This window comes from Streptomyces sp. NPDC029139, from assembly GCF_055564335.1.
The window spans coordinates 305,471-327,001 of sequence record NZ_JBVHWN010000001.1 but is presented as its reverse complement, the minus strand read 5'-3'; the positions used below and the strand labels follow the sequence as shown (position 1 = coordinate 327,001).

General features: G+C 71.2%; 24 protein-coding genes. 14 read left to right on the top strand and 10 right to left on the bottom strand.

Going from position 1 to position 21,531, the window contains the following annotated elements; genetic code table 11:
• Positions 1-37: 37 nt before the first annotated feature.
• Together ACZ4VW_RS01400 and ACZ4VW_RS01395 are read right to left on the bottom strand one after the other, a co-directional pair.
• The gene (locus ACZ4VW_RS01400) at positions 38-946 is read right to left on the bottom strand and encodes a 1-aminocyclopropane-1-carboxylate deaminase/D-cysteine desulfhydrase (protein WP_467957188.1); all 909 of its coding nucleotides are present in this window, start codon (positions 944-946) and stop codon (positions 38-40) included.
• Positions 947-970: 24 nt separating this feature from the next.
• The gene (locus tag ACZ4VW_RS01395) at positions 971-1,561 is read right to left on the bottom strand and encodes an N-acetylmuramoyl-L-alanine amidase (protein WP_467957186.1); all 591 of its coding nucleotides are present in this window, start codon (positions 1,559-1,561) and stop codon (positions 971-973) included.
• Between the two features lie 263 nt (positions 1,562-1,824).
• Here ACZ4VW_RS01395 and ACZ4VW_RS01390 point away from each other — a divergent pair, with 263 nt between their 5' ends.
• Complete coding sequence (locus tag ACZ4VW_RS01390; RefSeq protein WP_467957184.1) at positions 1,825-3,240, top strand: family 2B encapsulin nanocompartment shell protein; 1,416 nt, start codon at positions 1,825-1,827, stop codon at positions 3,238-3,240.
• 110 nt (positions 3,241-3,350) lie between these two features.
• Positions 3,351-4,400, top strand: coding sequence for a family 2 encapsulin nanocompartment cargo protein polyprenyl transferase (locus ACZ4VW_RS01385; protein WP_467957182.1), 1,050 nt, complete (start codon positions 3,351-3,353; stop codon positions 4,398-4,400).
• A gap of 61 nt (positions 4,401-4,461) precedes the next feature.
• Here ACZ4VW_RS01385 and ACZ4VW_RS01380 read toward each other — a convergent pair whose 3' ends face one another.
• Positions 4,462-5,037, bottom strand: coding sequence for a TetR/AcrR family transcriptional regulator (locus ACZ4VW_RS01380; RefSeq protein WP_467957180.1), 576 nt, complete (start codon positions 5,035-5,037; stop codon positions 4,462-4,464).
• A gap of 122 nt (positions 5,038-5,159) precedes the next feature.
• Here ACZ4VW_RS01380 and ACZ4VW_RS01375 point away from each other — a divergent pair, with 122 nt between their 5' ends.
• From ACZ4VW_RS01375 to ACZ4VW_RS01365, 3 genes are read left to right on the top strand one after another with little or no spacing between them, the layout of a single operon-like run.
• The gene (locus ACZ4VW_RS01375; RefSeq protein ID WP_467957178.1) at positions 5,160-5,747 is read left to right on the top strand and encodes a dihydrofolate reductase family protein; all 588 of its coding nucleotides are present in this window, start codon (positions 5,160-5,162) and stop codon (positions 5,745-5,747) included.
• Between the two features lie 27 nt (positions 5,748-5,774).
• Positions 5,775-6,080: a hypothetical protein gene (locus tag ACZ4VW_RS01370; protein WP_467957176.1), complete on the top strand. Its 306-nt coding sequence runs from the start codon at positions 5,775-5,777 to the stop codon at positions 6,078-6,080.
• Positions 6,081-6,122: 42 nt separating this feature from the next.
• The gene (locus ACZ4VW_RS01365; RefSeq protein WP_467957174.1) at positions 6,123-6,542 is read left to right on the top strand and encodes a DUF6304 family protein; all 420 of its coding nucleotides are present in this window, start codon (positions 6,123-6,125) and stop codon (positions 6,540-6,542) included.
• A gap of 231 nt (positions 6,543-6,773) precedes the next feature.
• Here the strand turns inward: ACZ4VW_RS01365 and ACZ4VW_RS01360 are convergent, their stop codons facing one another.
• Positions 6,774-7,259: a group II truncated hemoglobin gene (locus ACZ4VW_RS01360; protein WP_467957172.1), complete on the bottom strand. Its 486-nt coding sequence runs from the start codon at positions 7,257-7,259 to the stop codon at positions 6,774-6,776.
• 117 nt (positions 7,260-7,376) lie between these two features.
• Positions 7,377-8,033: a snapalysin gene (gene snpA, locus ACZ4VW_RS01355; protein ID WP_467957170.1), complete on the bottom strand. Its 657-nt coding sequence runs from the start codon at positions 8,031-8,033 to the stop codon at positions 7,377-7,379.
• A 188-nt stretch (positions 8,034-8,221) separates the two neighbouring features.
• Between snpA and ACZ4VW_RS01350 the strand changes: the two genes are divergently transcribed.
• Together ACZ4VW_RS01350 and ACZ4VW_RS01345 are read left to right on the top strand one after the other, a co-directional pair.
• Entirely contained in the window at positions 8,222-9,178 is a 957-nt protein-coding gene (locus ACZ4VW_RS01350; protein ID WP_467957168.1) for a LysR family transcriptional regulator, read from the top strand.
• 73 nt (positions 9,179-9,251) lie between these two features.
• Positions 9,252-9,734 carry a GNAT family N-acetyltransferase gene (locus ACZ4VW_RS01345; protein ID WP_467957166.1) on the top strand — a complete coding sequence of 161 codons (483 nt, stop codon included), beginning with the start codon at positions 9,252-9,254 and terminating at the stop codon, positions 9,732-9,734.
• 122 nt (positions 9,735-9,856) lie between these two features.
• On the opposite strand, the gene sodN is transcribed toward ACZ4VW_RS01345, so the two are convergent.
• Positions 9,857-10,252 (bottom strand): superoxide dismutase, Ni, encoded by a 396-nt coding sequence (gene sodN / locus ACZ4VW_RS01340; RefSeq protein ID WP_215065625.1) that lies wholly within the window; start codon positions 10,250-10,252, stop codon positions 9,857-9,859.
• Between the two features lie 150 nt (positions 10,253-10,402).
• On the opposite strand from sodN, the gene sodX reads away from it, so the two are divergent.
• On the top strand, positions 10,403-10,837 hold the full coding sequence (sodX, locus tag ACZ4VW_RS01335) for a nickel-type superoxide dismutase maturation protease (protein WP_467957163.1): 435 nt from the start codon (positions 10,403-10,405) through the stop codon (positions 10,835-10,837).
• Here sodX and ACZ4VW_RS01330 read toward each other — a convergent pair.
• On the bottom strand, positions 10,741-11,370 hold the full coding sequence (locus tag ACZ4VW_RS01330) for a CGNR zinc finger domain-containing protein (protein ID WP_467957161.1): 630 nt from the start codon (positions 11,368-11,370) through the stop codon (positions 10,741-10,743). The genes sodX and ACZ4VW_RS01330 overlap by 97 nt on opposite strands.
• A gap of 94 nt (positions 11,371-11,464) precedes the next feature.
• Between ACZ4VW_RS01330 and ACZ4VW_RS01325 the strand changes: the two genes are divergently transcribed.
• Positions 11,465-12,229 (top strand): class I SAM-dependent methyltransferase, encoded by a 765-nt coding sequence (locus ACZ4VW_RS01325; protein WP_467957159.1) that lies wholly within the window; start codon positions 11,465-11,467, stop codon positions 12,227-12,229.
• Between the two features lie 62 nt (positions 12,230-12,291).
• Here ACZ4VW_RS01325 and ACZ4VW_RS01320 read toward each other — a convergent pair whose 3' ends face one another.
• From ACZ4VW_RS01320 to ACZ4VW_RS01310, 3 genes are read right to left on the bottom strand one after another with little or no spacing between them, the layout of a single operon-like run.
• The gene (locus ACZ4VW_RS01320; RefSeq protein WP_467957157.1) at positions 12,292-13,053 is read right to left on the bottom strand and encodes an amino acid ABC transporter ATP-binding protein; all 762 of its coding nucleotides are present in this window, start codon (positions 13,051-13,053) and stop codon (positions 12,292-12,294) included.
• Positions 13,050-14,000 (bottom strand): amino acid ABC transporter permease, encoded by a 951-nt coding sequence (locus tag ACZ4VW_RS01315; protein ID WP_467957155.1) that lies wholly within the window; start codon positions 13,998-14,000, stop codon positions 13,050-13,052. The genes ACZ4VW_RS01320 and ACZ4VW_RS01315 overlap by 4 nt, the downstream gene beginning before the upstream one ends.
• 31 nt (positions 14,001-14,031) lie before the next feature.
• Positions 14,032-14,997: an ABC transporter substrate-binding protein gene (locus tag ACZ4VW_RS01310; RefSeq protein WP_467957153.1), complete on the bottom strand. Its 966-nt coding sequence runs from the start codon at positions 14,995-14,997 to the stop codon at positions 14,032-14,034.
• Between the two features lie 534 nt (positions 14,998-15,531).
• Between ACZ4VW_RS01310 and ACZ4VW_RS01305 the strand changes: the two genes are divergently transcribed.
• The 5 genes from ACZ4VW_RS01305 to ACZ4VW_RS01285 all read left to right on the top strand — a co-directional run bounded on the left by ACZ4VW_RS01305 (position 15,532) and on the right by ACZ4VW_RS01285 (position 21,529).
• Positions 15,532-16,740 carry an NAD(P)-dependent malic enzyme gene (locus tag ACZ4VW_RS01305; protein ID WP_467957151.1) on the top strand — a complete coding sequence of 403 codons (1,209 nt, stop codon included), beginning with the start codon at positions 15,532-15,534 and terminating at the stop codon, positions 16,738-16,740.
• Between the two features lie 192 nt (positions 16,741-16,932).
• Positions 16,933-17,493, top strand: a complete 561-nt coding sequence (locus ACZ4VW_RS01300) for a phosphoesterase (RefSeq protein ID WP_467957149.1) — start codon at positions 16,933-16,935, stop codon at positions 17,491-17,493.
• Entirely contained in the window at positions 17,490-19,046 is a 1,557-nt protein-coding gene (locus ACZ4VW_RS01295) for an alkaline phosphatase D family protein (protein WP_467957148.1), read from the top strand. The genes ACZ4VW_RS01300 and ACZ4VW_RS01295 overlap by 4 nt, the downstream gene beginning before the upstream one ends.
• 84 nt (positions 19,047-19,130) lie before the next feature.
• Complete coding sequence (locus ACZ4VW_RS01290) at positions 19,131-20,096, top strand: zinc-binding dehydrogenase (protein WP_467957146.1); 966 nt, start codon at positions 19,131-19,133, stop codon at positions 20,094-20,096.
• A 65-nt stretch (positions 20,097-20,161) separates the two neighbouring features.
• Complete coding sequence (locus tag ACZ4VW_RS01285) at positions 20,162-21,529, top strand: cellulase family glycosylhydrolase (protein ID WP_467957144.1); 1,368 nt, start codon at positions 20,162-20,164, stop codon at positions 21,527-21,529.
• The last annotated feature ends 2 nt before the right edge of the window (positions 21,530-21,531 follow it).

Here is a 21,531-nt window from a genome sequence, read left to right as displayed (position 1 = left end):
CCCGGGGGTCCTGCCGTCAGCAAGGAGGCTCCCGCCGTCAGGAACGTGACAACGGGGCTCCCGTCACCACCGCCGCGACCGTCGTGCCGGGGGCGAACGCGCCCTCCTCGGCCAGGACGACAAGGCCGTGCAGCAGTTTGGCCACATACAGACGCTCGATGGCGAGTTCATGCCGCGCCTCGAAGTCCTCGGCGAACGCGTCGAGGGCGGGGGTCGTCCGGGCGTAACCGCCGCCGTGGAAGCGCTCGTCGAGGCTCCAGTCCCCTCGGGGACCGCCGAAAGCCGCCCGCTGCAGGCCGCGTATCTCCTCGCCCAGGAAGCCGCCCTTGAGGACCGGGACGCCGAGCGCCCGCTGCCCGGGGCCCAGGCCGGCGGCCAGGCCCGCGAGCGTGCCTCCCGTGCCGCAGGCGACGGCGACCACGTCGGCGGCTCCGCGCAGCTCGTGCCCGAGCGCCACGCACCCCTCGACGGCGAGGGAGTTGCTGCCCCCTTCGGGGACGACGTACGTCCCCGGAGGGCACCGGTCGAGAAGATCGGCCAGCACGGCGGGGTCCGACTTCGCCCGGTACGTCGACCGGTCCACGAACACCAGCCGCATCCCGTCCGCCGCGCACCGCGCCAGCGAGGGGTTCAGCGGCCGGCCGGCCAGCTCGTCCCCCCGTACGACCCCGATCGTGTCGAAGCCGAGGAGACGGCCGGCGGCCGCGGTCGCGCGCAGGTGGTTCGAGTAGGCGCCGCCGAAGGTGAGCACCGGGCGGCCGTCGGCCTCCCGCAGGTTGAGCGCCAGCTTGCGCCACTTGTTGCCCGGCAGGTCCGGGTGGATCAGATCGTCGCGCTTGAGCAGGAGTCGCAGACCGTGGCGGGTGAACCGTTCGTCCTCGACCGGCTCCAGGGGGGACGGGAGCCGGGGCCGCAGCCGGGACAGGGCGAGGTCGAACGCGTTCACCCGGCCATTGTCCCCCTCGGGTGGCTACCTCAGGCGCTCCGCGATCCGCTCCCGCATCGAGGCCATGGTGAAGCCCCGAGGGTCCACCTTGCCCGGCTGCCACTCCAGGTGGCCGATCACCGAGCGCTGGGTCCAGCGGTGCACCCGGCACAGCGCCGCCGCCGCCTTCTCGATGGCCTCCAGCTGGGCCTTCGGCCACGGGTCCTTCCCGTCGCCGAGGTTCTCGCACTCGAAGCCGTAGAAGTGGCGGTTGCCGTCCGTCGTGGCCTCGTTGTCCGGCGGGAGCTGCTGTTCGGCGATGACCGCCCGCAGGACCTCGTCGTCGCCGGGTCCGGCGTGGTTGGCGCGTCCGTAGCCGACCAGGTGGACGCGGCCGTCCTTGGCGATCACGCCGTGGCAGAGCGGGCCGGGCAGGGAGGCGTGGCCGTCCCGGCAGAGCCGGACGGTGTTCGCGGTGCCCCGGGTGACCGTGTGGTGGATCATCACGCCGTGGACGGGGCCCCAGGGGCCCTTGTGGTTGCGGTTGTGCGTGCGCCAGTCGCCGACCTCGACGACCGTCAGGCCCTCGTCGCGCAGTGCGTCGAGGAACCTGCCCGCGGACATGGGTGGGGCCATGGCCACTCCTTCGGATGAGCGGAACGGGACGGTACGGGACTACCGGAGTACCGGAGCGCTCGACTCCGGGCTACCCGTTCGGGCTGTGTGCGAGCCGATCCGGACAGTGCCCCATGGGGCGGGTGGGGCTGAGCTGTTCGAGTGGAAACCGTGTGACATGCCCAGCCGGAGCCGGTCCACTCCCACTCATTTGTGTAATGGCGCATGCACTCTCCGTGCTGAAAGGCTTCCTCTCGCAGGTCAGTCTTACGAGAGGGAGTTCCATGTCCGTTGGTTCGGTTGGCGACGAGGTCCGCGCGGATCAGGCGAGCCCGCAGCAGAGTCTCGGTACCGCCGCCGCACGGAACCTGGCGACCACCACCAAATCGGCCCCGCAGATGCAGGAGATCACCTCCCGGTGGCTGCTGCGGACGCTGCCGTGGGTGCAGGTCCAGGGTGGTACGTACCGGGTGAACCGGAGGCTCAGCTACTCCGTGGGTGACGGCCGTGTCACCTTCGTGCAGACCGGAGAGCGCGTCGCGGTGATCCCGGCCGAACTGGGCGAACTCCCGGCGCTGCGGGGCTACGACGACGAGGAGGCCCTCGGCGAACTCGCGGCGCGGTGCCGCCAGCGCGAGTACGCGGCGGGGGAGGTGATCGCCACCGCGGGGGAGCCCACCGACCGCGTCCACCTCCTCGCGCACGGCAAGGTCGAGCAGATCGGCGAGGGGCCGTACGGCGACGAGGCGATCCTCGGAGTCCTGGCCGACGGCGCGTACTTCGGGGACAGCTCGCTGACGCACCCGGACAGCGCCTGGGAGTGGACCGCCCGCGCGGCCACCACGTGTACGGTCCTCGAGCTCACCCGCGACGACGTGCGCAACCTCGCCGAGCGGGCCCCCTCGCTCGCCGCCCACCTCGCGGGCGTGGCCGCGCTGCCCCATCAGCGCACCAACAAGTACGGCGAGGCGGCGATCGACCTCTCCGCCGGCCACGTCGGCGAGGCGGTCGTCCCGCACACGTACGTGGACTACGACGCCTCCCCGCGCGAGTACGAACTGTCCGTCGCGCAGACCGTGCTGAAGGTCCACAGCCGTGTCGCCGATCTCTACAACCAGCCGATGAACCAGACCGAGCAGCAGTTGCGGCTCACGGTCGAGGCGCTCCGCGAGCGCCAGGAGCACGAGCTCATCAACAACCGGGAGTTCGGTCTCCTGACCAACTGCGACTACGGGCAGCGGATCCAGCCCCATGACGGTGTGCCCAGCCCGGACGACATGGACGAGCTCCTCTCGCGCCGCCGGGGCTCGAAGATGTTCCTCGCCCACCCGCGCGCCATCGCCGCCTTCGGGCGCGAGTGCAACCGCCGGGGCCTCGTCCCCGAGTCCATCGAGATCAACGGCAACAGGATCCCGACCTGGCGAGGGGTGCCGATCTACCCCTGCAACAAGATCCCGGTCTCGGACGCGCGGACCACGTCGATCATCTGCATGCGTACGGGCGAGGCCGAACAGGGCGTGATCGGCCTGCACCAGACCGGCATCCCGGACGAGATCGAGCCGAGCCTGTCCGTCCGCTTCATGGGCATCGACGAGCAGGCGATCATCTCCTACCTCGTCACGGCCTACTACTCGGCGGCGGTGCTGGTGCCCGACGCGCTGGGCGTCCTGGAGAACGTGGAGGTCAGCCGCTGGCGCTGAGGCGCCGACGCACTGATCCGGGATCCGAACGTTTCCGGGGGCGGGGGCCCGTGCCGACCGGGCCCCCGCCCCCGGAGGCGAACCCAGCCCCACGAGAGGAAGGAACCGACGTGACCGTAACGCGCGCGGACGGCGTGGCCGAGGCCCAGGGCGCCGTGGCACTTCTCGACCAGACACGGACCGTCGTCCATCCCCAGCTGCGCTCCACCGTGGAGTCGTTGCCGGGCTCCATACGGAAAGTGGCGATGTACCACTTCGGCTGGGAGCAGGCGGACGGCTCCCCGGCCGCCGGGCAGACGGGGAAGGCGATCCGGCCCGCGCTGGTGCTCGCGGCGGCGCGGGCGTTCGGCGGTGACCCGGCGCCGGCGGTGCGCGCGGCAGCCGCGGTGGAACTCGCCCACAACTTCACCCTGCTCCACGACGACATCATGGACGAGGACCCGACCCGCAGGCACCGGCCCACGGCCTGGACGGTGTTCGGCATCCCCGACGCGCTGATGGCCGGTGACGCGATGCTCGCCCTCGCCCTGCGGCTGCTGGCCGAGGACGGACACCCCGCCTCGGCCGCCGCGTCGGCCCGGCTCGCCGCCTGTGTCATCGAGCTGTGCGCCGGCCAGCAGGCGGACTGCGCCTTCGAGCGGCGCGGACCGCACGAGGTCTCGCTGGACGAGTGCCTGGCGATGGCCACCGCCAAGACGGGCGCCCTGCTCGGCTGCGCCTGTGCCGTGGGCGCGCTGTACGCGGGCGCGGGGGAGGAGGAGGTCGCGGCGATGGACGCGTTCGGCCGGGAGGCCGGACTCGCGTTCCAGCTGATCGACGATCTGATCGGCATCTGGGGCGATCCCGAGCGCACGGGCAAGCCGGCGGGTGCGGATCTCGTCGCGCACAAGAAATCGCTGCCGGTGGTGGCGGCGCTCGTCTCGGGGACGGAGGCGGGGAAGGAGCTGGCCGAGCTGTACGCCCGTACGGCCCTGGACGCCCCGGCCGTGCGGGCGGCGGCGGACGCGGTCGAGCGGGCGGGCGGCCGGGACTGGGCGCAGGCCCAGGCGGCCGACCGGATGGCCCGGGCTGTCCAGCAGCTCTCCCTGGCGGTACCGGACCTCGCGGCGGCGGGGGACCTGCTGGCCCTGGCGGAGTTCGTCACCCGCCGTACGCGCTAGGAGGACTCCCGGGGCGCGGGCCTCCGCCCGCCTGGGGTTCGGCCACCGCCCCGGCCAGGGTTCAGACCTCCGGCACGATTCTGCTCACCACCGTTTCGATGAGGTCGTCCAGCTCCCGGTCGTCGTGCAGGCCGGGGACCGTGAAGTGGTCGAACAGCAGGCCGGTGAGGGAGAAGTAGAGCAGCCGGACCGTGTCCGCGTCGCCCGGCATTCCGGACTCGACGTGCAGCCGGATGTTGTGGTCGAGATCGGTGCGCAGCACCTTGGTGAGCTGGGTGCGCAGCTCCGGGCGGCGCGTGGCCTCCAGGCGGAGCTCGAAGAGGCCGAGGTAGCAGGTGCGCTCGGCCGCCATCCGCCGCGCCAGCCAGCGCATCAGCTCCACGACCAGCTGCCGGCTGGGCTCGGGCCGCATGGCCGTGTCGATCGAACCCGGCTCCGGGGTCAGCCGTACGAAGATCCGGTCCCCGACCTGGGAGAGCAACTGGTCCCGGTCGGTGAAGTAGTTGGACGAGGTGCCCGTGGGGACGCCCGCCCGGGCGTCGACCGCCCGGAAGGTCAGCCCACGGGCACCTTCGTCCGCGAGCACCTCGATCGCCGCCTCGAGCAGGGCCGTACGCCGCTCGGGATTCCTCGCCATCGGGGTTCCTTTCGTTCTCTTCGCGCTCTCCGAAAAAGAGGCTTGCGCAACCACTACACCTGAAGCACTATAGCTGTCGTGGTTGCGACCGCAGCCCCATCCCAGAGACAAAGAGGACCGGTTTGCGCAAGCTCACCTACTTCATCGCCTGCACCATCGACGGCTTCATCGGTGACCCCAAGGGCGATGCCACCTCCACGTACGGCTATGTGACCGGGGAATTCCTCGAGTACCTGAAGACGGAGTACCCCGAGACCGTCTTCGCCCCGGGGTGGCCCGTGCTCGGCATCGAGCCCGGCACCAAGGGCCGGCACTTCGACACCGTGATCCAGGGCCTGAACTCGTACCAGCTCGGCCTGGACATCGGCGTCACCAGCCCCTACGCCCACCTGCGGGAATTCGTCGCCACCCGCTCCCTGGCCGAGTCGCCCGACCCCAACGTCGAACTCATCGCCGACGACCTCGTCGGCCGGGTCCGTGAGCTGAAGGCCGAGGACAGCCCGCTCGACATCTGGCTCTGCGGCGGGTCCACGATCGCGGGCGAGCTCATCGACGAGATCGACGAGCTGATCATCAAGACCTACCCGCAGGTCTACGGCTCCGGCATGCCGATGTTCGGCGCCGGCTTCGAGCCCCGCGACTTCGAGCTGGGCGCGGTGCGCACCTTCGACAACGGCGTGCTCGTTCGTACGTACACCAGGAAGCGGTGACAAGGGGGGCGCCCTACCCTGGGAGGTATGGGCAGCCAAACCCCGCGTACGGTACGGGACCCGCAGGCCGCACCTCTCTGCCCGGCCTGCGGACAGCCCCTCGCGATCGTCGCGAAGCGGCACAAGGTCCTGGGGGCCTGGGTGCCGGAGTGGGAAGTGCAGCCGTGCGGCAACACACGGTGCGCGCTGTACGTCAGCCCCGAGCAGGTCGACCGGGCCGATGACGACCCCGGCGGGGACCGGGACATCGCTACCGAGAGTGGTGCGGAAGCGACCAGCACGCACGTGACCGGCAAGAACGGCGAGACCGGGAGAAGTCCGGCCCCGGGGTGACCGGGCGCGCGAAGGGGCCGGTCAGACCGCTACAGTCCGCGCATGTCATCGGAGTCGTCAGAAGTCTGGACCGGCTGGTACCGGGACCGCAGCGGCGCGGAAGCGATCGTGATCACGGCGGGCGGGAGCCAGGTGTCCACCCGCATCAGGGGAATCGAGTACACGGGCGCGAGCTTCGACGCCCTGCGCGCGACGGATCAGGACGGCGCCGCGCTCACCGGGTGCGTCCTGGAGTGGGACCTGCCGCTTCCCGTCGTCGTGGACGGTGTCACGCAGCAGGCCACCCTCAGCTGCCTGCTGACACTGGGCGAGCGGGTGGACCTCAGCCTGACGCTGCACTACGGCGGCGCCGCCTTCGAATCGGGTATCGCCGGAGGCGACTTCGAGGAGGCCCTGGAGCGCGTGCGGCGTCAGCTGCCGGCCGGGGCCGCGTTCGGGCGCAGGCTGACGCAGGCCGCCTGACCCCACGCGCGGGGCCTGCACTCCGCGCGCGGCGTTCAGGACCGCGCGCGGAGTCGGCACCACGGGCCAAGGGGCAGGACCATCGCCACACGGCCGGCGCTTCGGGTCCAGGTCAGGACCGCCGCCACACGGCCGGCGCTTCCGGCACAGGTCAGGACCGTCGCCACACGGCCGGCGCTTCGGGTCCAGGTCAGGACCGCCGCCACACGGCCGGCGCTCCGGGCCCGAGGGTCAGGCGAGGCCGTTCCATCCCCAGCGCGGGGTGGGGCCGGGGTCGCCGAGATCCGTCCCCGGCTTCGAGGCCGAGACGTCCTTGGCGATCCGGGTTCCCCAGTCGAAGTACTCCACGACCCGGCGGCGCAGCAGCTCGTCGTCCGGGAGCTCCTTCTCCACCGCCGCGGTCATCAGCTCCATCCAGCGTGACCGCTGCTCCTCGGTGATGGAGAGCCCGAGGTGGGCGCGGAGCAGTGCCTGATGGCCGCCCAGCTCCGCCGTGAAACCGGCGGGCCCGGAGAACACCTCCGCCAGCCACACGGCGACGTGCTCGACATGAGCGGGGGTGAAGTCGGCGAAGACCGGCGCGAGGACGGGGTCGGCGAGAACCGTCTCGTAGAAGGTGCCGGAGAGCCGGCGCAGCGCGTCGGCACCGCCAACGGCCTCGTACAGGGTGCTCGCGCGATCGTCATGATCGGCCTGGTGGGCGTGCTCGGCGGTCATGGGACGCCTCCGGATCCTGGATGTGTCCTGTCAGCATTCACGCAACACGCCCTGGAGCCAAGGATGTTCGCCCACGGCGGGGCGGGCGGCCACTGTGGCCACCCGCCCCGCGGAGGCTCAGAACGTCTTGACGGCCGAGGCGAGGCCGTAACGCCACAGCTGGTCGACGCGCGCCCGCTCCTGGGCGTTGGGCTGGGCGTTCTGGCAGGAGGTGCCCGGGCCGCCGCCGGACATCAGCTCGCTGCACGGCCCCGAGTAGTGGTCGGGGAGGCCGAGCACGTGCCCGGTCTCGTGGGCGGTGACGCGGGTGGAGTTGTACTGCTGGTTCTGCCGGTAGTCGAGGAAGATGTAGCCGTTGCCATGGCCGTCGGTGCTGGCGTACGAGCCGCGCGAGTCATTGCCCTCGTAGTAGCGGAAGTCCGGGTTGCTGCCCTCCACCAGCCGCACGTTGACCACCGAGCTGTTCCATATCTGGGTGCTCCGGGCGATCTGGGTGCGGAAGCTCGGGGCGTTGGCGGCGCTGTAGACGACGGTGACGGCGGCCGCGCCGGGGGCGGCGGCCCGCTTCCTGGCCACGGACTTCATGACGGCTTCGTGGAACGCCTTGGTCGCCTTGGCGTCCTCGGCGGATCCGGCGTAGGCCGCGTACGCGGACGGCGCCGTCGCGGGGGCGGCGGGCGCGGCCGAGGCGGCCGGTGCGGCGCCGAGCGCGGCGGCGAGGCCGAGGCCGAGGGTCGCGGCGAGCGAGGCGGTGAGGACCTTGGGGTGTCGCATGGGGGGGGCTCCTCCTGGTCGGTTGGGGAGAGTGTCGGGGGAGCCGGGGCGCATGCGGATGATGGCAGCAGGCGATAGCGCGAACGCATCACCCCTCGATCGGCGCGCGTGAACTCCCCTCGTGGCAACGGAAATTGCCGCGACGCGGGTGTCTGGTGCGCCAGGAGGTGCCGTCCTACTCTCGGGGCATGGAGCTGGAGGTGAGGCATCTGCGCGTGCTCTGCGCCATCGCGGAGACGGGCAGCCTGCACAAGGCGGCGCGGCAACTGGGCATGAGCCAACCCTCGTTGACCACCCAACTGCGCCGTATCGAGAACGCGCTCGGCGCGGAGCTCTTCGCGCGGGGCCGCACCGGCTGCCGGCCCACCCCGCTCGGCCGGTCCGTGCTCAGCAGGGCCCGGCCGCTCGTCGACCAGATGGCCACGCTGATCAGCGAGGCGAGGGCGGCGGCGGCCCGCACCGACGGGCCGAGGCTACGGGTCGGGTCGACCGCGAGCAGGGCTCTGCCGGGGTGGCTGCGCCGGCTGCGCCAGAGGTTCCCCGGCACGGACATCGCGCTCCACATGGACGTCTCCGCCGGGGCCCTGCTGCGGTCGGTCGCGGCGGGCCACCTGGACGTGGCCTTCGTCCACGAGGTCGAGGGGTGCCCGCTGCGCGTGCCGGACGGCCTCCAGGAACGGGTCCTGATCGAACGGGAGCCGCAGTTCGTCTCCATGGCCCGGGACCATCCGGCCGCCGGCCGGCTCATGGTGGAGCTGACCGACCTCGCCGAGGACCGCTGGATGGTGGACCCGACGGTGGACGGCGAGTGGGACGGGCTGCGGCGCGTCCTGAGCGAGGCCGGCATCGACCCGCCGCTGCTGCACGGCGACTACCACACGGCGGCCTCCCTGATCGCCCTCGGCGAGGCCGTTGCACCCTGTCAGCCGACATCGTTGCCGCGCGAGGACATGGCGATCAGACCGTTGCGGGGCGACCCCCTCGCGGTACGTCTGCTGCTGTACGCGCGCGAAGGGGCGCCGCTCGACCCGCTGTACGCCGACCTCGCGGCGGCCTACCGGGAGGCGGCGCTGCGGGCGGCGCCGTACCGGCAGTGGCTCCGCCGGCACGGGATGTCGGTGGGAACCGGCATGATGACGGCATGACGGATCCGGTGGACGAAGTGGCGCCGTCGGCGCCGGCAGAGGGCATCACGCCCGCACCGCCCGGCGAGCTCCGATGAGCACGCCGTCGAGCGCCGCCCGGGTGCGGCACGCGCGGCCGGGGGACCTCGACCGGGTGGCCGAACTGGCCGCCGAGCACGCCGCGTACGAGAAGGCCGTGCCCCCGGCCCCCGGTCTCGCGGACCGGCTCCGCGCCCTCCTCTTCGGCCCCGAGCGGTCCCGGCTGCGCTGCCTGGTGGCCGAGCTCCCCGACGGCCGCCTCGTCGGCTACGCCACGTGCGCCCCTGAACTGTCCACCTGGGACGGCGCCGAGTACCTCCACATGGACTGCCTCTACCTCTCCGCGGCGGAACGCGGCCTGGGCCTCGGCCCGCTGTTCATGGAGGCCCTGCGCGCGGAGGCGCGGACGCTCGGCCTCACCGAGATCCAGTGGCAGACCCCGGCCTGGAACGAGGGCGCGATCCGCTTCTACGACCGCCTGGGCGCCGCCGCGCAGCAGAAGCTCCGCTACTCCCTCCCGGTGGAGCCCACCCCCTGACCACGGCCGTCCCGACCCCCTTCGGCGCCTGGCTCCGCGCCCGGGCCGGCCCCACGTACGCCGAAGGGGCCCGACCGGGATCACCGGTCGGGCCCCTTCGGGCTCCGCGTGTGCGAGGAAGGTCAGGCCTTCTTCGTCTCCCAGAAGATGCGGTCGATCTCGGCGATGAGTTCCAGCGCCTTCTCGCCCGTCTTCGGGTCCGTCGACGCCTTGGCGGCCGAGAGGGCCTTCAGGGTGTCGTTGATGAGCTGGTGCAGCTCCGGGTACTTCTCGAAGTGCGGGGGCTTGAAGTAGTCGCTCCACAGCACCGAGACGTGGTGCTTCGCGAGCTCCGCGCGCTGCTCCTTGATGACCGTGGCACGCGCGCGGAAGTGCGCGTCCTCATTGGCCTGGTACTTCTCCTGGACGGCCTTGACCGACTCGGCCTCGATCCGGGCCTGGGCCGGGTCGTAGACACCGCAGGGGAGGTCGCAGTGGGCGCTGACCTTCACCTTGGGGGCAAACAGGCGGGAGAGCATTGAGCTGTCCTTCCTCGTGATCGTCTTCTCAGGTGGGAGATTACTCCCCGAGAAGGCTGTTTTCGCGAGCGCCCCCTGGGGCTTAGGACAAAAGTCCAGGGTCACCATGGGACTCGTGTACGAGTGGACGATCGGACCGGGAGGTGCCGGATGACGGACGCGGGGCGGGAGCCGGGGCGGGTGGCCGGGCCCCTGTTCGGGATCGCCGAGGTGACGGGGGTGTCCATGGTGCCCACGCTGCTCCACGGCGACCGGCTCCTCGTGCACTACGGCGGACGGCTCCGGCCCGGCAGTGTGGCCGTGCTGCGCCATCCGCTCCAGCAGGACCTGCTCATCGTGAAGCGCCTGATCGAGCGACAGGACTCCGGCTGGTGGGTGCTCGGGGACAACCCGGACACCGAGGGCGACAGCCGGGTCTTCGGCGCCGTCCCCGCCGAGCTGGTGCTGGGGCGCGTGCGGGCGAGGTACCGCCCGGTCACGCCCGGGCGTCAGCGGTCGGCCGGTGTGGTGGTCTCCTGGCTGTTCTCCGCGCTGAGGCCGGTCCGGTCCGACCGTTCGGCCTCAAGGCGCTTGCGCGCCCGGTAGGCGGCCACGTTGGCGCGGGTCGCGCAGCGGTCGGAGCAGTAGCGGCGGGAGCGGTTGGTCGAGGTGTCGAGGTAGGCGTTGCGGCAGGGGGACGCCTGGCACAGGCCGAGGCGGTCGGCGCCGAACTCCGTGAGGTGGAAGGCGAGGCCCATCGCCGCGATCGCCGCGTAGCCCGCTGTGGCGTTCGAGGGGTGGTCGGCGAGGTGCATGTGCCAGCGCGGGCGGCCCTCGTCGTCCAGGTGGTCGTGGCCCGAGATCTGCGGGGAGACCGGGAACTCGAGCAGCAGCGAGTTCAGCAGGTCCACGGCGTGCGTGTGGTCGCCCTCGTCCGCCGCGGTGAAGACCGCCCGCAGCCGCGTGCGTACCGACCGGAAGCGTGTCACGTCGGCATCCGTCGCCCGCCGGGCCATCTGGGAGGCCGAGCCGAAGAGCTCGCGGACCGCCTCGACCGAGGTCAGGGAGTCCTTGTTGCGAGTCGGCTCCTCGGTGTTGACCAGACGCACGGCGTAATCCGAGTAATAGGCCAGTTCCACTTGTAGTCCTTACTCCGGCGGTCTAGGGTCGGGGCGGGAGGGGGTAACAGCTGTGTCCCCTTCGAGGGTATTACGAAGAGGAGGGGCGGCGGAGATGACGGACGCGGCGACGACCGGAACCGACTGGGCGGCCTGGCAGGAGAGCTGGGACCGTCAGCAGGAGTGGTACATGCCGGACCGCGAGGAGCGGTTCCGCGTGATGCTCGACATGGTCGAGGCCCTGGTGGGGCCGGAGCCCCGGGTCCTCGACCTGGCGTGCGGTACAGGGAGTATCACAAGCAGGCTCCTCCGCCGGTTCCCGGGGGCGACCAGCGTCGGCGTCGACCTCGACCCGGCCCTGCTCGCCATCGCCGAGGGGTACTTCGCCGGCGACGAGCGCGCCTCCTTCGTGACCGCCGACCTCAAGGACCCGGGGTGGGTCGGCAGGCTTCCGTACGACACGTACGACGCCGTGCTCACCGCCACCGCGCTGCACTGGCTCCACGTCGAGCCGCTCACCGCGCTGTACGGGCAGCTGGCCGGGCTCGTCCGGGACGGCGGCGTCCTCATGAACGCCGACCACATGATCGACGAGACCACGCCGCGGATCAACGCCGCCGAGCGGGCCCACCGCCACGCCGCCATGGACCGCGCGAAGGCCGGGGGCGCCCTCGACTGGGCCGAGTGGTGGGCGGTCGCCGCCCAGGACCCGGTCCTCGCCGAGCCGACCGCCCGCCGCTTCGAGATCTACGGCGAGCACGCCGACGGCGACACGCCCTCCTCCCGCCGCCATGCCGAGATCCTGCGCGCGGCGGGCTTCGCCGAGGCGCGGCCGGTGTGGGCCTCGCCCTCGGACACGATGGTGCTCGCGGTGAAGTAGCCGGCGCACGCGAAGGGCGGTACGGGGAGCCCGTACCGCCCTTCGCGTCGTACCGCGGGTCGTCACAGCACCTTGGACAGGAACGCCTTCGTCCGGTCGTGCTGCGGGTTGCCCAGGACGTCGCGCGGGTTGCCGGACTCGACCACCACACCGCCGTCCATGAAGACGAGGTTGTCGCCCACCTCGCGGGCGAAGCCCATCTCGTGGGTGACGACGATCATCGTCATGCCCGACTCGGCGAGGTCGCGCATGACGTCGAGGACGTCACCGACCAGCTCCGGGTCGAGCGCCGAGGTCGGCTCGTCGAAGAGCATGAGCTTCGGCTCCATCGCCAGCGCGCGGGCGATGGCGACACGCTGCTGCTGACCGCCGGAGAGCTGCGAGGGGTAGTTCCCGGCCTTGTCGGCCAGGCCGACCCGGTCCAGGAGCCGCTCGGCCCGCTCGCGGGCCACGGCCCGGGCCTCGCCCTTCACCTGGATCGGCGCCTCCATGACATTGCCCAGGGCCGTCATGTGCGGGAACAGGTTGAAGCGCTGGAAGACCATGCCGATGTCCCGGCGCTGGGCCGCGACCTCGCTGTCCTTCAGCTCGTAGAGCTTGTCGCCCTTCTGGCGGTAGCCCACCAGCTCGCCGTCGACGGACAGCCGGCCGCCGTCGACACGCTCCAGGTGGTTGATGCACCGCAGGAACGTGGACTTGCCGGAGCCGGACGGGCCGACCAGGCAGAACACCTCGCGGGGAGCCACCTCGAGGTCGATACCCCGCAGGATGTGCGCGGCGCCGTAGGACTTGTGGACGCCCTCGGCCTTCACCATGGCGGTCATCGGGTCGCCTCCGGGGAACGCTTGAACGTGGTCAGGTTGGCGCGGATGCGCTGCAGCGGGGTCGGCGGCAGGCTGCGCAGAGAACCACGGGCGAAGCGGCGCTCCAGGTAGTACTGACCGACGCTGAACACGCTGGTCAGGGCCAGGTACCAGATCGACGCCACGAAGAGCATCTCCATGACGGCACCGGCCGTGTTGCCGATGTTCGACGAGGCCCGCAGGAGTTCCGTGTACTGCACGGCCGAGACCAGCGACGAGGTCTTGAGCATGTTGATGAACTCGTTGCCCGTCGGCGGCACGATCACGCGCATGGCCTGCGGCAGGACGATGCGGCGCATGGTCTTCGTCTGGGACATGCCGAGCGCGTGCGCGGCCTCGGTCTGTCCCTCGTCGACCGACTGGATGCCGGCCCGGACGATCTCCGCCATGTAGGCGCCCTCGTTGAGGCCGAGACCCAGGAGCGCGACCATGAACGGCGTCATGACGTCCACGGTCTCGTTCTTGTAGATCGGCCCGAGGTTGATGTACTCGAAGATCAGCGACAGGTTGAACCAGACCAGCAGCTGCACATAGACCGGCGTGCCGCGGAAGAACCAGATGTAGAGCCAGGCGACCGCGCCGGTCACCGGGTTCTTCGAAAGGCGCATCACCGCGAAGACGACGCCGAGCACGAGGCCGAGCGCCATCGAGGCGACGCTGATGACCACGGTGTTCCACAGGCCCTCGAGCACCGAGGTGTCGAACAGCTTGTCTCCGACGGTCGCCCAGATGACGTTGCCCTGGGAGAACGCGTAGACGAGCCAGCCCAGCAGCACGACGACGACCACGGCGCTGACCCAGCGACCGTAGTGCCGTACGGGGATGGCCTTGATCGCCTCGTAGGGGGAGCCCGAGGCGCCGGGGCCGGCCGGAGCGGCGGCCGGCCCCTTGTCGATCTTGTCAGTCACAATGACTGCCCTTCAGTGGAGCGCGGGGAGGTCACTTGCCGGCGTTGATGGTCGCCGAGGTGACGGCGCTTTCCTTGACGTCCCACTTCTCCAGGACCTTGCTGTACGAGCCGTCCTTGATGATCGCGTCCAGGGCTTCCTTGACCGCGTCACGCAGCTCCGGCTTGTCCTTGGAGACGCCGATACCGAAGAGGCCGACGTCGCTCTGGCTGCCGACGACCTCGAAGTCGTTGCCGCCGCCCGAGGTCTTCGCGATGTACGCGGCGACCGGGTAGTCGTTCAGGTCGGCGACGGCGCCGCCGGCCTTGACGCGGGTCTGGGCCTCGGCGTCGGTGTCGAACGCCTGGATGGTGAGCTTCTTGGCGCCGCACTTCTCGGCCTGCGCCTTGAAGGTGTCCTCGTAGATGGTGCCGCGCTGGACGGCGACCGTCTTGCCGCACAGGTCGTCGAGGGAGTTGATGCCCTGCGGGTTGCCCTTCTTGACGAGCAGCGAGACGCCGGACTTGAAGTAGTCGACGAAGTCGATGCCCTTGCCGATCTTCTTGCCGTCGTCGTCCAGGCCCTCCTGCCGCTTCTTGTTGTCCGTCATCGAGGACATGATGAGGTCCTGGCGGCCGGTGTAGATCGAGGTGATCAGGCCGTCGAACGTGCCCGAGACGAACTCGAACTTCACTCCGAGCTGCTTGGAGAGGGCCTCGCCGAGGTCCGGGTCGACACCGACGATCTTGCCGCCCTCGGTGAACTCCATCGGGGCGTACGAGGCGTCCGTACCGACCTTGATGACGCCGGCCTTCTGGATGTCGGCGGGCAGCTTGGAGAAGAGCGGGGCGTTGGAGGCGGCGCCGGTCTTGCCGCCCTCGGGGGTCGAGCCGCCCTCGGTCTGGTCACCGCACGCGGTCAGCAGCATGGAGCCGGCGACCGCGATGGCGGCGACCGCGGCAAGACGGGAGGTGCGGGTCTTGGCGGCGGTCGTACAGCGCGTGGAGCGTGCGGTCATGGTCGGGTTCCTCCGGCGTTGAGGGAGTTGCCATAGGCCGCGCACGCACCTTCGGGTGTCGCGACCTCGTGTGATTACGGGCATCTTGCCATTCGGACCGTCCTAAACGGACGGCTCCGCATGTCAAAATCGGATAACGGGTGACCCCCGAATCCCGACAGGCCGGTACATCAGGGCCGGACCTTCTCCGGAGATACCCCCTCCTCGCCGGAAAATCTCCGGTTGATCTCGCCATTCGGACGACACGAAGGACACGATCCGGTGTACGGAGTGCGTGTCCGGACATTCGATGACGTGCCTGCTCTGCGCAAGGTGCCATTGCGGCCGTATGAGTCGCATCACCGCGCCGAATTGGACTCGTCTACGGTGACGTACGTCCGGTAAGAAGGATCCTTACACCCCTCATCCGGGGCTCAGGGCGCGTTGTGCGGCGCGCCCGCGCGGTTGCCAGACACGGCGACCGCGGGACCCGCCCACCCCTCCTCAACCAGGAGCGGCCACCCTCAAATGAAGAAGACTTAAGGGGTCAACCCAATGGCAGCGGAGATCGTCAATCCTCGCAGCGACAGCGGCACGGAAGGGGCTCAGGAGCCCTTCGATCCGGCCTTCGCGCTGCACCGCGGCGGCAAGATGGCCATTTCGGCCACCGTGCCGCTCCGCGACAAGGACGACCTGTCCCTCGCGTACACGCCCGGCGTCGCCAAGGTGTGCACCGCGATTGCCGAGCAGCCTGAACTGGTCCACGACTACACCTGGAAGTCCCAGGTCGTCGCGGTCGTGACCGACGGTACGGCGGTGCTCGGACTCGGCGACATCGGCCCGGAGGCCTCGCTTCCGGTCATGGAGGGGAAGGCCATCCTCTTCAAGCAGTTCGGCGGCGTGGACGCGGTGCCGATCGCGCTCGCCACCACCGACACCGACGAGATCGTGGAGACCGTCGTCCGGCTCGCCCCCTCCTTCGGTGGAGTGAACCTGGAGGACATCTCGGCGCCGCGGTGCTTCGAGATCGAGCGCAAGCTCCAGGAGCGCCTCGACATCCCCGTCTTCCACGACGACCAGCACGGCACCGCGATCGTCACCCTCGCCGCCCTCCGCAACGCGGCGAAGCTGACCGGCCGGACCCTCGGCGACCTGCGCGCCGTGATCTCCGGCGCCGGCGCGGCCGGTGTGGCCATCGCCAAGTTCCTCCTCGAGGCGGGTCTCGGCGACGTGGCCGTCGCGGACCGCAAGGGCATCGTCAGCCGCGACCGCGAGGACCTCACCGACGTCAAGCGCGAGATCGCCGAGCTGACCAACAAGGCCGGCCTCTCCGGCTCCCTCGAGACCGCCCTGGCCGGCGCGGACGTCTTCATCGGCGTCTCCGGCGGCACGGTCCCGGAGGCCGCGGTCGCGGCCATGGCGCCGAACGCCTTCGTGTTCGCCATGGCCAACCCGAACCCCGAGGTCCACCCCGACGTCGCGCACAAGTACGCGGCCGTCGTGGCGACCGGCCGTTCGGACTACCCGAACCAGATCAACAACGTGCTCGCCTTCCCCGGCATCTTCGCCGGTGCGCTCCAGGTCCGGGCCTCCCGGATCACCGAGGGCATGAAGATCGCCGCGGCCAACGCGATCGCGGACGTGGTCGGCGACGCGCTCGCCGCGGACTGCGTGATCCCGTCGCCGTTCGACGAGCGGGTCGCCCCGGCCGTCGCGGCCGCGGTCGCCGCCGCCGCCCGCGCCGAGGGCGTGGCGCGCCGCTGACACGTCCGGCGCCCAGGCATGCGGCGCCACCCGTGGTCCGGCGTCACCCGTACGGGCCGCCCGGTCCCCCCGCAGGGGCACCGGGCGGCCCGTCGGCGTGTTCGGGGGCATTGTTCCGTCCCGCGTCTTCCAAGGTTCACCCCCGGCTGCTGTGATGCACCGCGCCGGACACCTCAAGCAGGGGAGACGCGAGTGAATCTGGTCGTCAACGGTGACGCCGAGAGTGGACCCGGGGGGAGCGCCCAGCCCGTCGGCTCCGTCACCGGGTGGAAGATCGCGGAGGGCGCGCCCGCGCTGATCGCGTACAGCCTCGGCGGCGGATACCCCGGTCCGAAGGACCCCGGGCCCGCGCTGCGGGGCAGCAGGTTCTTCTCCGGGGGCAACAGCCCGAAGACCGTGCTCGTCCAGGACGTCGTCCTGCCGGCGGACGGTGTCGACGCGGGAAGCGCGCGCTACGAGATCGTCGGCTGGCTCGGCGGATACGCCACCCAGGAGGACGGAGCCCGGCTCTCCGTCGAGTTCCGGGACGCCAAGGGCACCCCGCTCGCGCTCAGCGTGCTCGGGCCGGTCACCGCCGGCGAGCGCGGCAACAGAACCGGGCTCTTCGAGCGGCGGGAGTCCGCCGCCGTACCGCCGGGGGCGCGCGTCGCACGGGTGCGGCTGGTGTTCACCCGTACCGGAAGCGGAACCTCGAACGACGGATACGCCGACGGGATATCGCTCACGCTGACGACGCAGGGAGCAGCCACGTGACGCTCAACCGACGGGACCTGATCAAGGCCGCCGCCGCCGCCGGAGCGCTCGGCACCGTGTGGCCGCTCAGCGGCGGGCTCTCGCCCGCGCAGGCCCAGGACGCCGCCCAGCAGCTCGGCGCCGAGTACGACCCCGCCCCCTTCACGCTCGGCGTCGCCTCCGGCGACCCGCAGGCCGGCGGCGTCCTGCTGTGGACCCGGCTCGCCCCGGAGCCGTTCGCCGAGCACCAGAACCTGCCCGAGATCGTCGAGGTCGAATGGGTCGTCGCCGAGGACAGCACCCTGTCCCGGGTCGTCGCCCGCGGCACCTTCCCGGCCTCCGCCACCCTGGGGCACAGCGTGCACGTACCGGTCGGCGGCCTCGCCCCCGGGCGCCACTACTGGTACGCCTTCAAGGCCCTCGGCATCACCAGCCGGGTCGGCCGGACCAAGACCGCTCCCCTCGGGGCCGTCCCCTCCGTCCGCTTCGCCTCCGCCAACTGCCAGCACTTCACCTCCGGGTACTACGCGGCCCACCGCGGGATCGCCCGCGAGCACCTCGACTTCGTGGTCCATCTCGGCGACTACATCTACGAGGGCGGCGCCACCACCGGCCACGACCGCGAGCACAACGCCCCCGACCCCTTCACGGTCGGCGACTACCGACGCCGCCACGCCCTCTACAAGGGCGACGCGTCCCTGCGCGAGGCGCACGCCGCCCACCCCTGGTTCCTCACCTGGGACGACCACGAGGTCGTCAACGACTACAGCGGTACGGGCGGAGGGGCGCCGTTCCTCAAGCGCCGGGCCGCCGCGTACCAGGCCTGGTACGAGCACATGCCCCACCGGGACGGACTGACCGGTGACTCCGCCCTGCCCGACCCGGTCATCCACCGCCGCCGCACCTGGGGCGATCTGCTCGAACTGACCGTGCTCGACCTGCGCTCGCACCGCTCGGCGCAGAACCTGGCGGGCGGCACCATCCTCGGCGCCGACCAGAAGACCTGGCTCAAGCAGGGCGTCTCCCAGGCCCCCGACTCCTGGCACGTCTGGGCCAACTCGATCATGCTCAGCCAGCTGCGGGGCCGCCCCGGGGGCTCGTACATGTTCACCGACCAGTGGGACGGCTTCCTCGCCGAGCGCAAGGAAGTGCTCGGCCATGTGCACAGCAGCGGCCTGGAGGACCTGGTCGTCATCACCGGCGACTGGCACTCCGCCTTCGTCGACGACCTCCGCCCGGACTTCGACAGCACCGAATCCCCCGTCATCGGCACGGAGTTCACGGCCCACTCGATCACCTCCAGCGCGTACTCGGCGGACTGGAACCGCACCAACGGCCCCCTCATGGGCGCGGGCAACCCGCATCTGCAGTACTTCGAGGGCAACCGCTACGGCTACGACGTGTACGAGGTGACGCCGCAGCGTTTCACCACCCACATGCGCGTGATCGCCGACCGCCGCGACCCGGTCTCGCCGGTCGCGACCCTGACCTCGTTCCATGTGGACCGGGGAAGGGCCGGCGCGTACGAGGACCCGTCGACGAAGAACTCCCCGGCGCAGTACCGCAGGGACTGACACCGCGGCGAGCGCCGCAGCAGGGACTCACGTCACACCGGTGCGCGGTACCGCCGCGCACCGGCCCGCTTTACGCTCAGGGCCATGTTCGCTGCCTACGCCGCCCGAATCGACCGCGACCAGCCGCTGAACGGCCTTGAGCTGGGGGAACGACCCGAGCCCGAGGTGCGGGCCGGGTGGACCACCGTCACCGTCAAGGCCGCCTCCCTCAACCACCACGACCTGTGGTCGCTGCGTGGGGTGGGGCTGCCCGAGGAGAAGCTCCCGATGATCCTCGGCTGCGACGCCGCCGGCATCGACGAGCACGGCAACGAGGTCGTCCTGCACTCCGTCATCGGTCAGACCGGCCACGGCGTGGGGCCCGACGAGCCGCGCTCCATCCTGACCGAGCGCTACCAGGGCACCTTCGCGGAGCGCGTCACCGTGCCCTCCTGGAACGTGCTCCCGAAGCCCAGGGAACTCTCCTTCGAGGAGGCCGCCTGCCTCCCGACCGCCTGGCTCACCGCGTACCGCATGCTCTTCACCAACGCCGGGGTGCGCCCCGGTGACTCCGTCCTCGTGCAGGGCGCGGGCGGCGGCGTCGCCACCGCCGCGATCGTCCTCGGCAAGGCCGCCGGCCTGCGCGTCTTCGCCACCAGCCGTGACGAGGCCAAGCGCAAGCGCGCCCTCGAGCTCGGCGCCGAGGAGGCGTACGAGCCGGGCGCGCGGCTCCCGAAGCGGGTGGACGCGGTCATCGAGACCGTCGGCGCGGCCACCTGGTCCCACTCGGTCAAGTCGCTGCGGCCGGGCGGCACCCTGGTCATCTCGGGTGCCACCAGCGGCGACCGCCCCTCGCACGCCGAGCTGACCCGGATCTTCTTCCTCGAACTCAAGGTCGTCGGCTCGACCATGGGCTCCAAGGACGAGCTGGAGGACCTGCTGTCGTTCTGCGCGGCCACGGGCGTGCGGCCGGTGATCGACGACGTGCTGCCGCTGGACCGGGCCCGCGAGGGCTTCGAGAAGATGGCCTCGGGCGAGCTCTTCGGAAAGATCGTCCTGACGACCTCTTGATGCACCGTCAGATCTGCTGATGGGATCTCCGGCACCGCGTTCACACCGTCGTGCCGGAGGTTCCCTTGTCACGAACGATCCTTGCCGCGGGCGCCGTCGTCGCCGCGCTCCTTGCCCCGACCGGCGCCGCGCACGCCGAGAGCCCCGGGGGCATACCCGTCCTCACCGACGAGCGGGGCCGGACCCTCACCCTGCGCGGCTGGAACGTCGAGGACAAGGCCGGCCGCGGCGACCAGGCCCTGTCCGCCGTCACCGAACGGCACTTCCGCGACATGCGCGCCCAGGGTTTCAACTTCGCCCGCCTGCTCGTCTTCTGGGACGACCTGGAGCCACAGCGCGGCCGGTACAGCGAGACCTATCTGCGGAAGATCGAGCGCGTCCTGGACTGGGCCCAGAAGCATGACGTCCACGTCCTCGTCGACGCCCACCAGGACGTCTTCGGGCCGGCCTTCGGCCACCGGGGCGTCCCCGCGTGGGCGACCCGGACGGACGGGCTGCCCTTCACCCCGCACCCCGACGACTGGTTCGCCGAGTACTTCGAGCCGGCCGTACAGCGCGCCTTCACGCATCTGTACGAGGACGAGGACCTGAGGCGCGCCCAGGCGGGGATGTGGCGCGTCCTCGCCGACCGCTTCGCGGACCATCCGGCCGTCCTCGGCTACGACCTGATCAACGAGCCGATGGGCGAACTCGGCGAGGGGGAGGACCTGCCGACGGCGGCGCGGAGGATCGAACGCGAGCATCTGACGCCGATGTACAACCGGCTCGCGGACGCCATCCGCTCCGTGGACCGCGACACGTGGGTCTTCGTCGAACCCACCCCGATCGTCGGCGAGGGCGTCCCGACGGGCCTCGGCAGGATCGACGACCCGAAGGTCGTCTACGCGCCGCACTTCTACAACACCGCCATGGAGGCGGGCGCCGACTACGACCCGGCGGCCGGCTGGATCGAGAGCTACGAGCAGGCCGTGACCCGGTACCCGAAGGAGTACAAGGTCCCGGTGGTCGTAGGGGAGTGGGGGCCGCTCAACAACTCCCTGCCGAACATGAACCGCTTCTACCGGGACGCGATGGCCTCGCTCGGCCGGTACGGCAGCGGGTGGGCCGGCTATGTGTGGTGCTACGGCGGCGGCTACTGCGCGGTGGACGGCGCCGGCACCTTCCGTACGAACAAGGAGCTGACCGCGCAGCCGTACGCCGAGGCGGTCGCCGGCACGGTCCGCTCCTCCTCCTACGACTCCGGGACCGGGAGCTACCGCCTGGAGTACGACTCCGGGCGCCGGGGCTCACGGGTGACGGAGCTGTCCCTTCCCCCGGGCGCCTGGCAGGTGGCGGTCCGGGGGAAGGCGGTCGTGCTCCGCGAGAAAGCGGGCCGGGCGTGGGTGGTGGCGGCGCCGGGGTCCCGGGTGACGGTGACCGTCACCCGGGGCTGACG

Excerpts from the sequence above, each read along its gene's own strand:
- ACZ4VW_RS01395 (WP_467957186.1), bottom strand. The coding sequence starts at position 1,561 with ATGGCCCCACCCATGTCCGCGGGCAGGTTCCTCGACGCACTGCGCGAC.
- ACZ4VW_RS01390 (WP_467957184.1), top strand. The coding sequence starts at position 1,825 with ATGTCCGTTGGTTCGGTTGGCGACGAGGTCCGCGCGGATCAGGCGAGC.
- ACZ4VW_RS01380 (WP_467957180.1), bottom strand. The coding sequence starts at position 5,037 with ATGGCGAGGAATCCCGAGCGGCGTACGGCCCTGCTCGAGGCGGCGATC.
- ACZ4VW_RS01370 (WP_467957176.1), top strand. The coding sequence starts at position 5,775 with ATGGGCAGCCAAACCCCGCGTACGGTACGGGACCCGCAGGCCGCACCT.
- ACZ4VW_RS01365 (WP_467957174.1), top strand. The coding sequence starts at position 6,123 with ATGTCATCGGAGTCGTCAGAAGTCTGGACCGGCTGGTACCGGGACCGC.
- ACZ4VW_RS01360 (WP_467957172.1), bottom strand. The coding sequence starts at position 7,259 with ATGACCGCCGAGCACGCCCACCAGGCCGATCATGACGATCGCGCGAGC.
- snpA (WP_467957170.1), bottom strand. The coding sequence starts at position 8,033 with ATGCGACACCCCAAGGTCCTCACCGCCTCGCTCGCCGCGACCCTCGGC.
- ACZ4VW_RS01350 (WP_467957168.1), top strand. The coding sequence starts at position 8,222 with ATGGAGCTGGAGGTGAGGCATCTGCGCGTGCTCTGCGCCATCGCGGAG.
- ACZ4VW_RS01345 (WP_467957166.1), top strand. The coding sequence starts at position 9,252 with ATGAGCACGCCGTCGAGCGCCGCCCGGGTGCGGCACGCGCGGCCGGGG.
- sodN (WP_215065625.1), bottom strand. The coding sequence starts at position 10,252 with ATGCTCTCCCGCCTGTTTGCCCCCAAGGTGAAGGTCAGCGCCCACTGC.
- sodX (WP_467957163.1), top strand. The coding sequence starts at position 10,403 with ATGACGGACGCGGGGCGGGAGCCGGGGCGGGTGGCCGGGCCCCTGTTC.
- ACZ4VW_RS01325 (WP_467957159.1), top strand. The coding sequence starts at position 11,465 with ATGACGGACGCGGCGACGACCGGAACCGACTGGGCGGCCTGGCAGGAG.
- ACZ4VW_RS01320 (WP_467957157.1), bottom strand. The coding sequence starts at position 13,053 with ATGACCGCCATGGTGAAGGCCGAGGGCGTCCACAAGTCCTACGGCGCC.
- ACZ4VW_RS01310 (WP_467957153.1), bottom strand. The coding sequence starts at position 14,997 with ATGACCGCACGCTCCACGCGCTGTACGACCGCCGCCAAGACCCGCACC.
- ACZ4VW_RS01305 (WP_467957151.1), top strand. The coding sequence starts at position 15,532 with ATGGCAGCGGAGATCGTCAATCCTCGCAGCGACAGCGGCACGGAAGGG.
- ACZ4VW_RS01290 (WP_467957146.1), top strand. The coding sequence starts at position 19,131 with ATGTTCGCTGCCTACGCCGCCCGAATCGACCGCGACCAGCCGCTGAAC.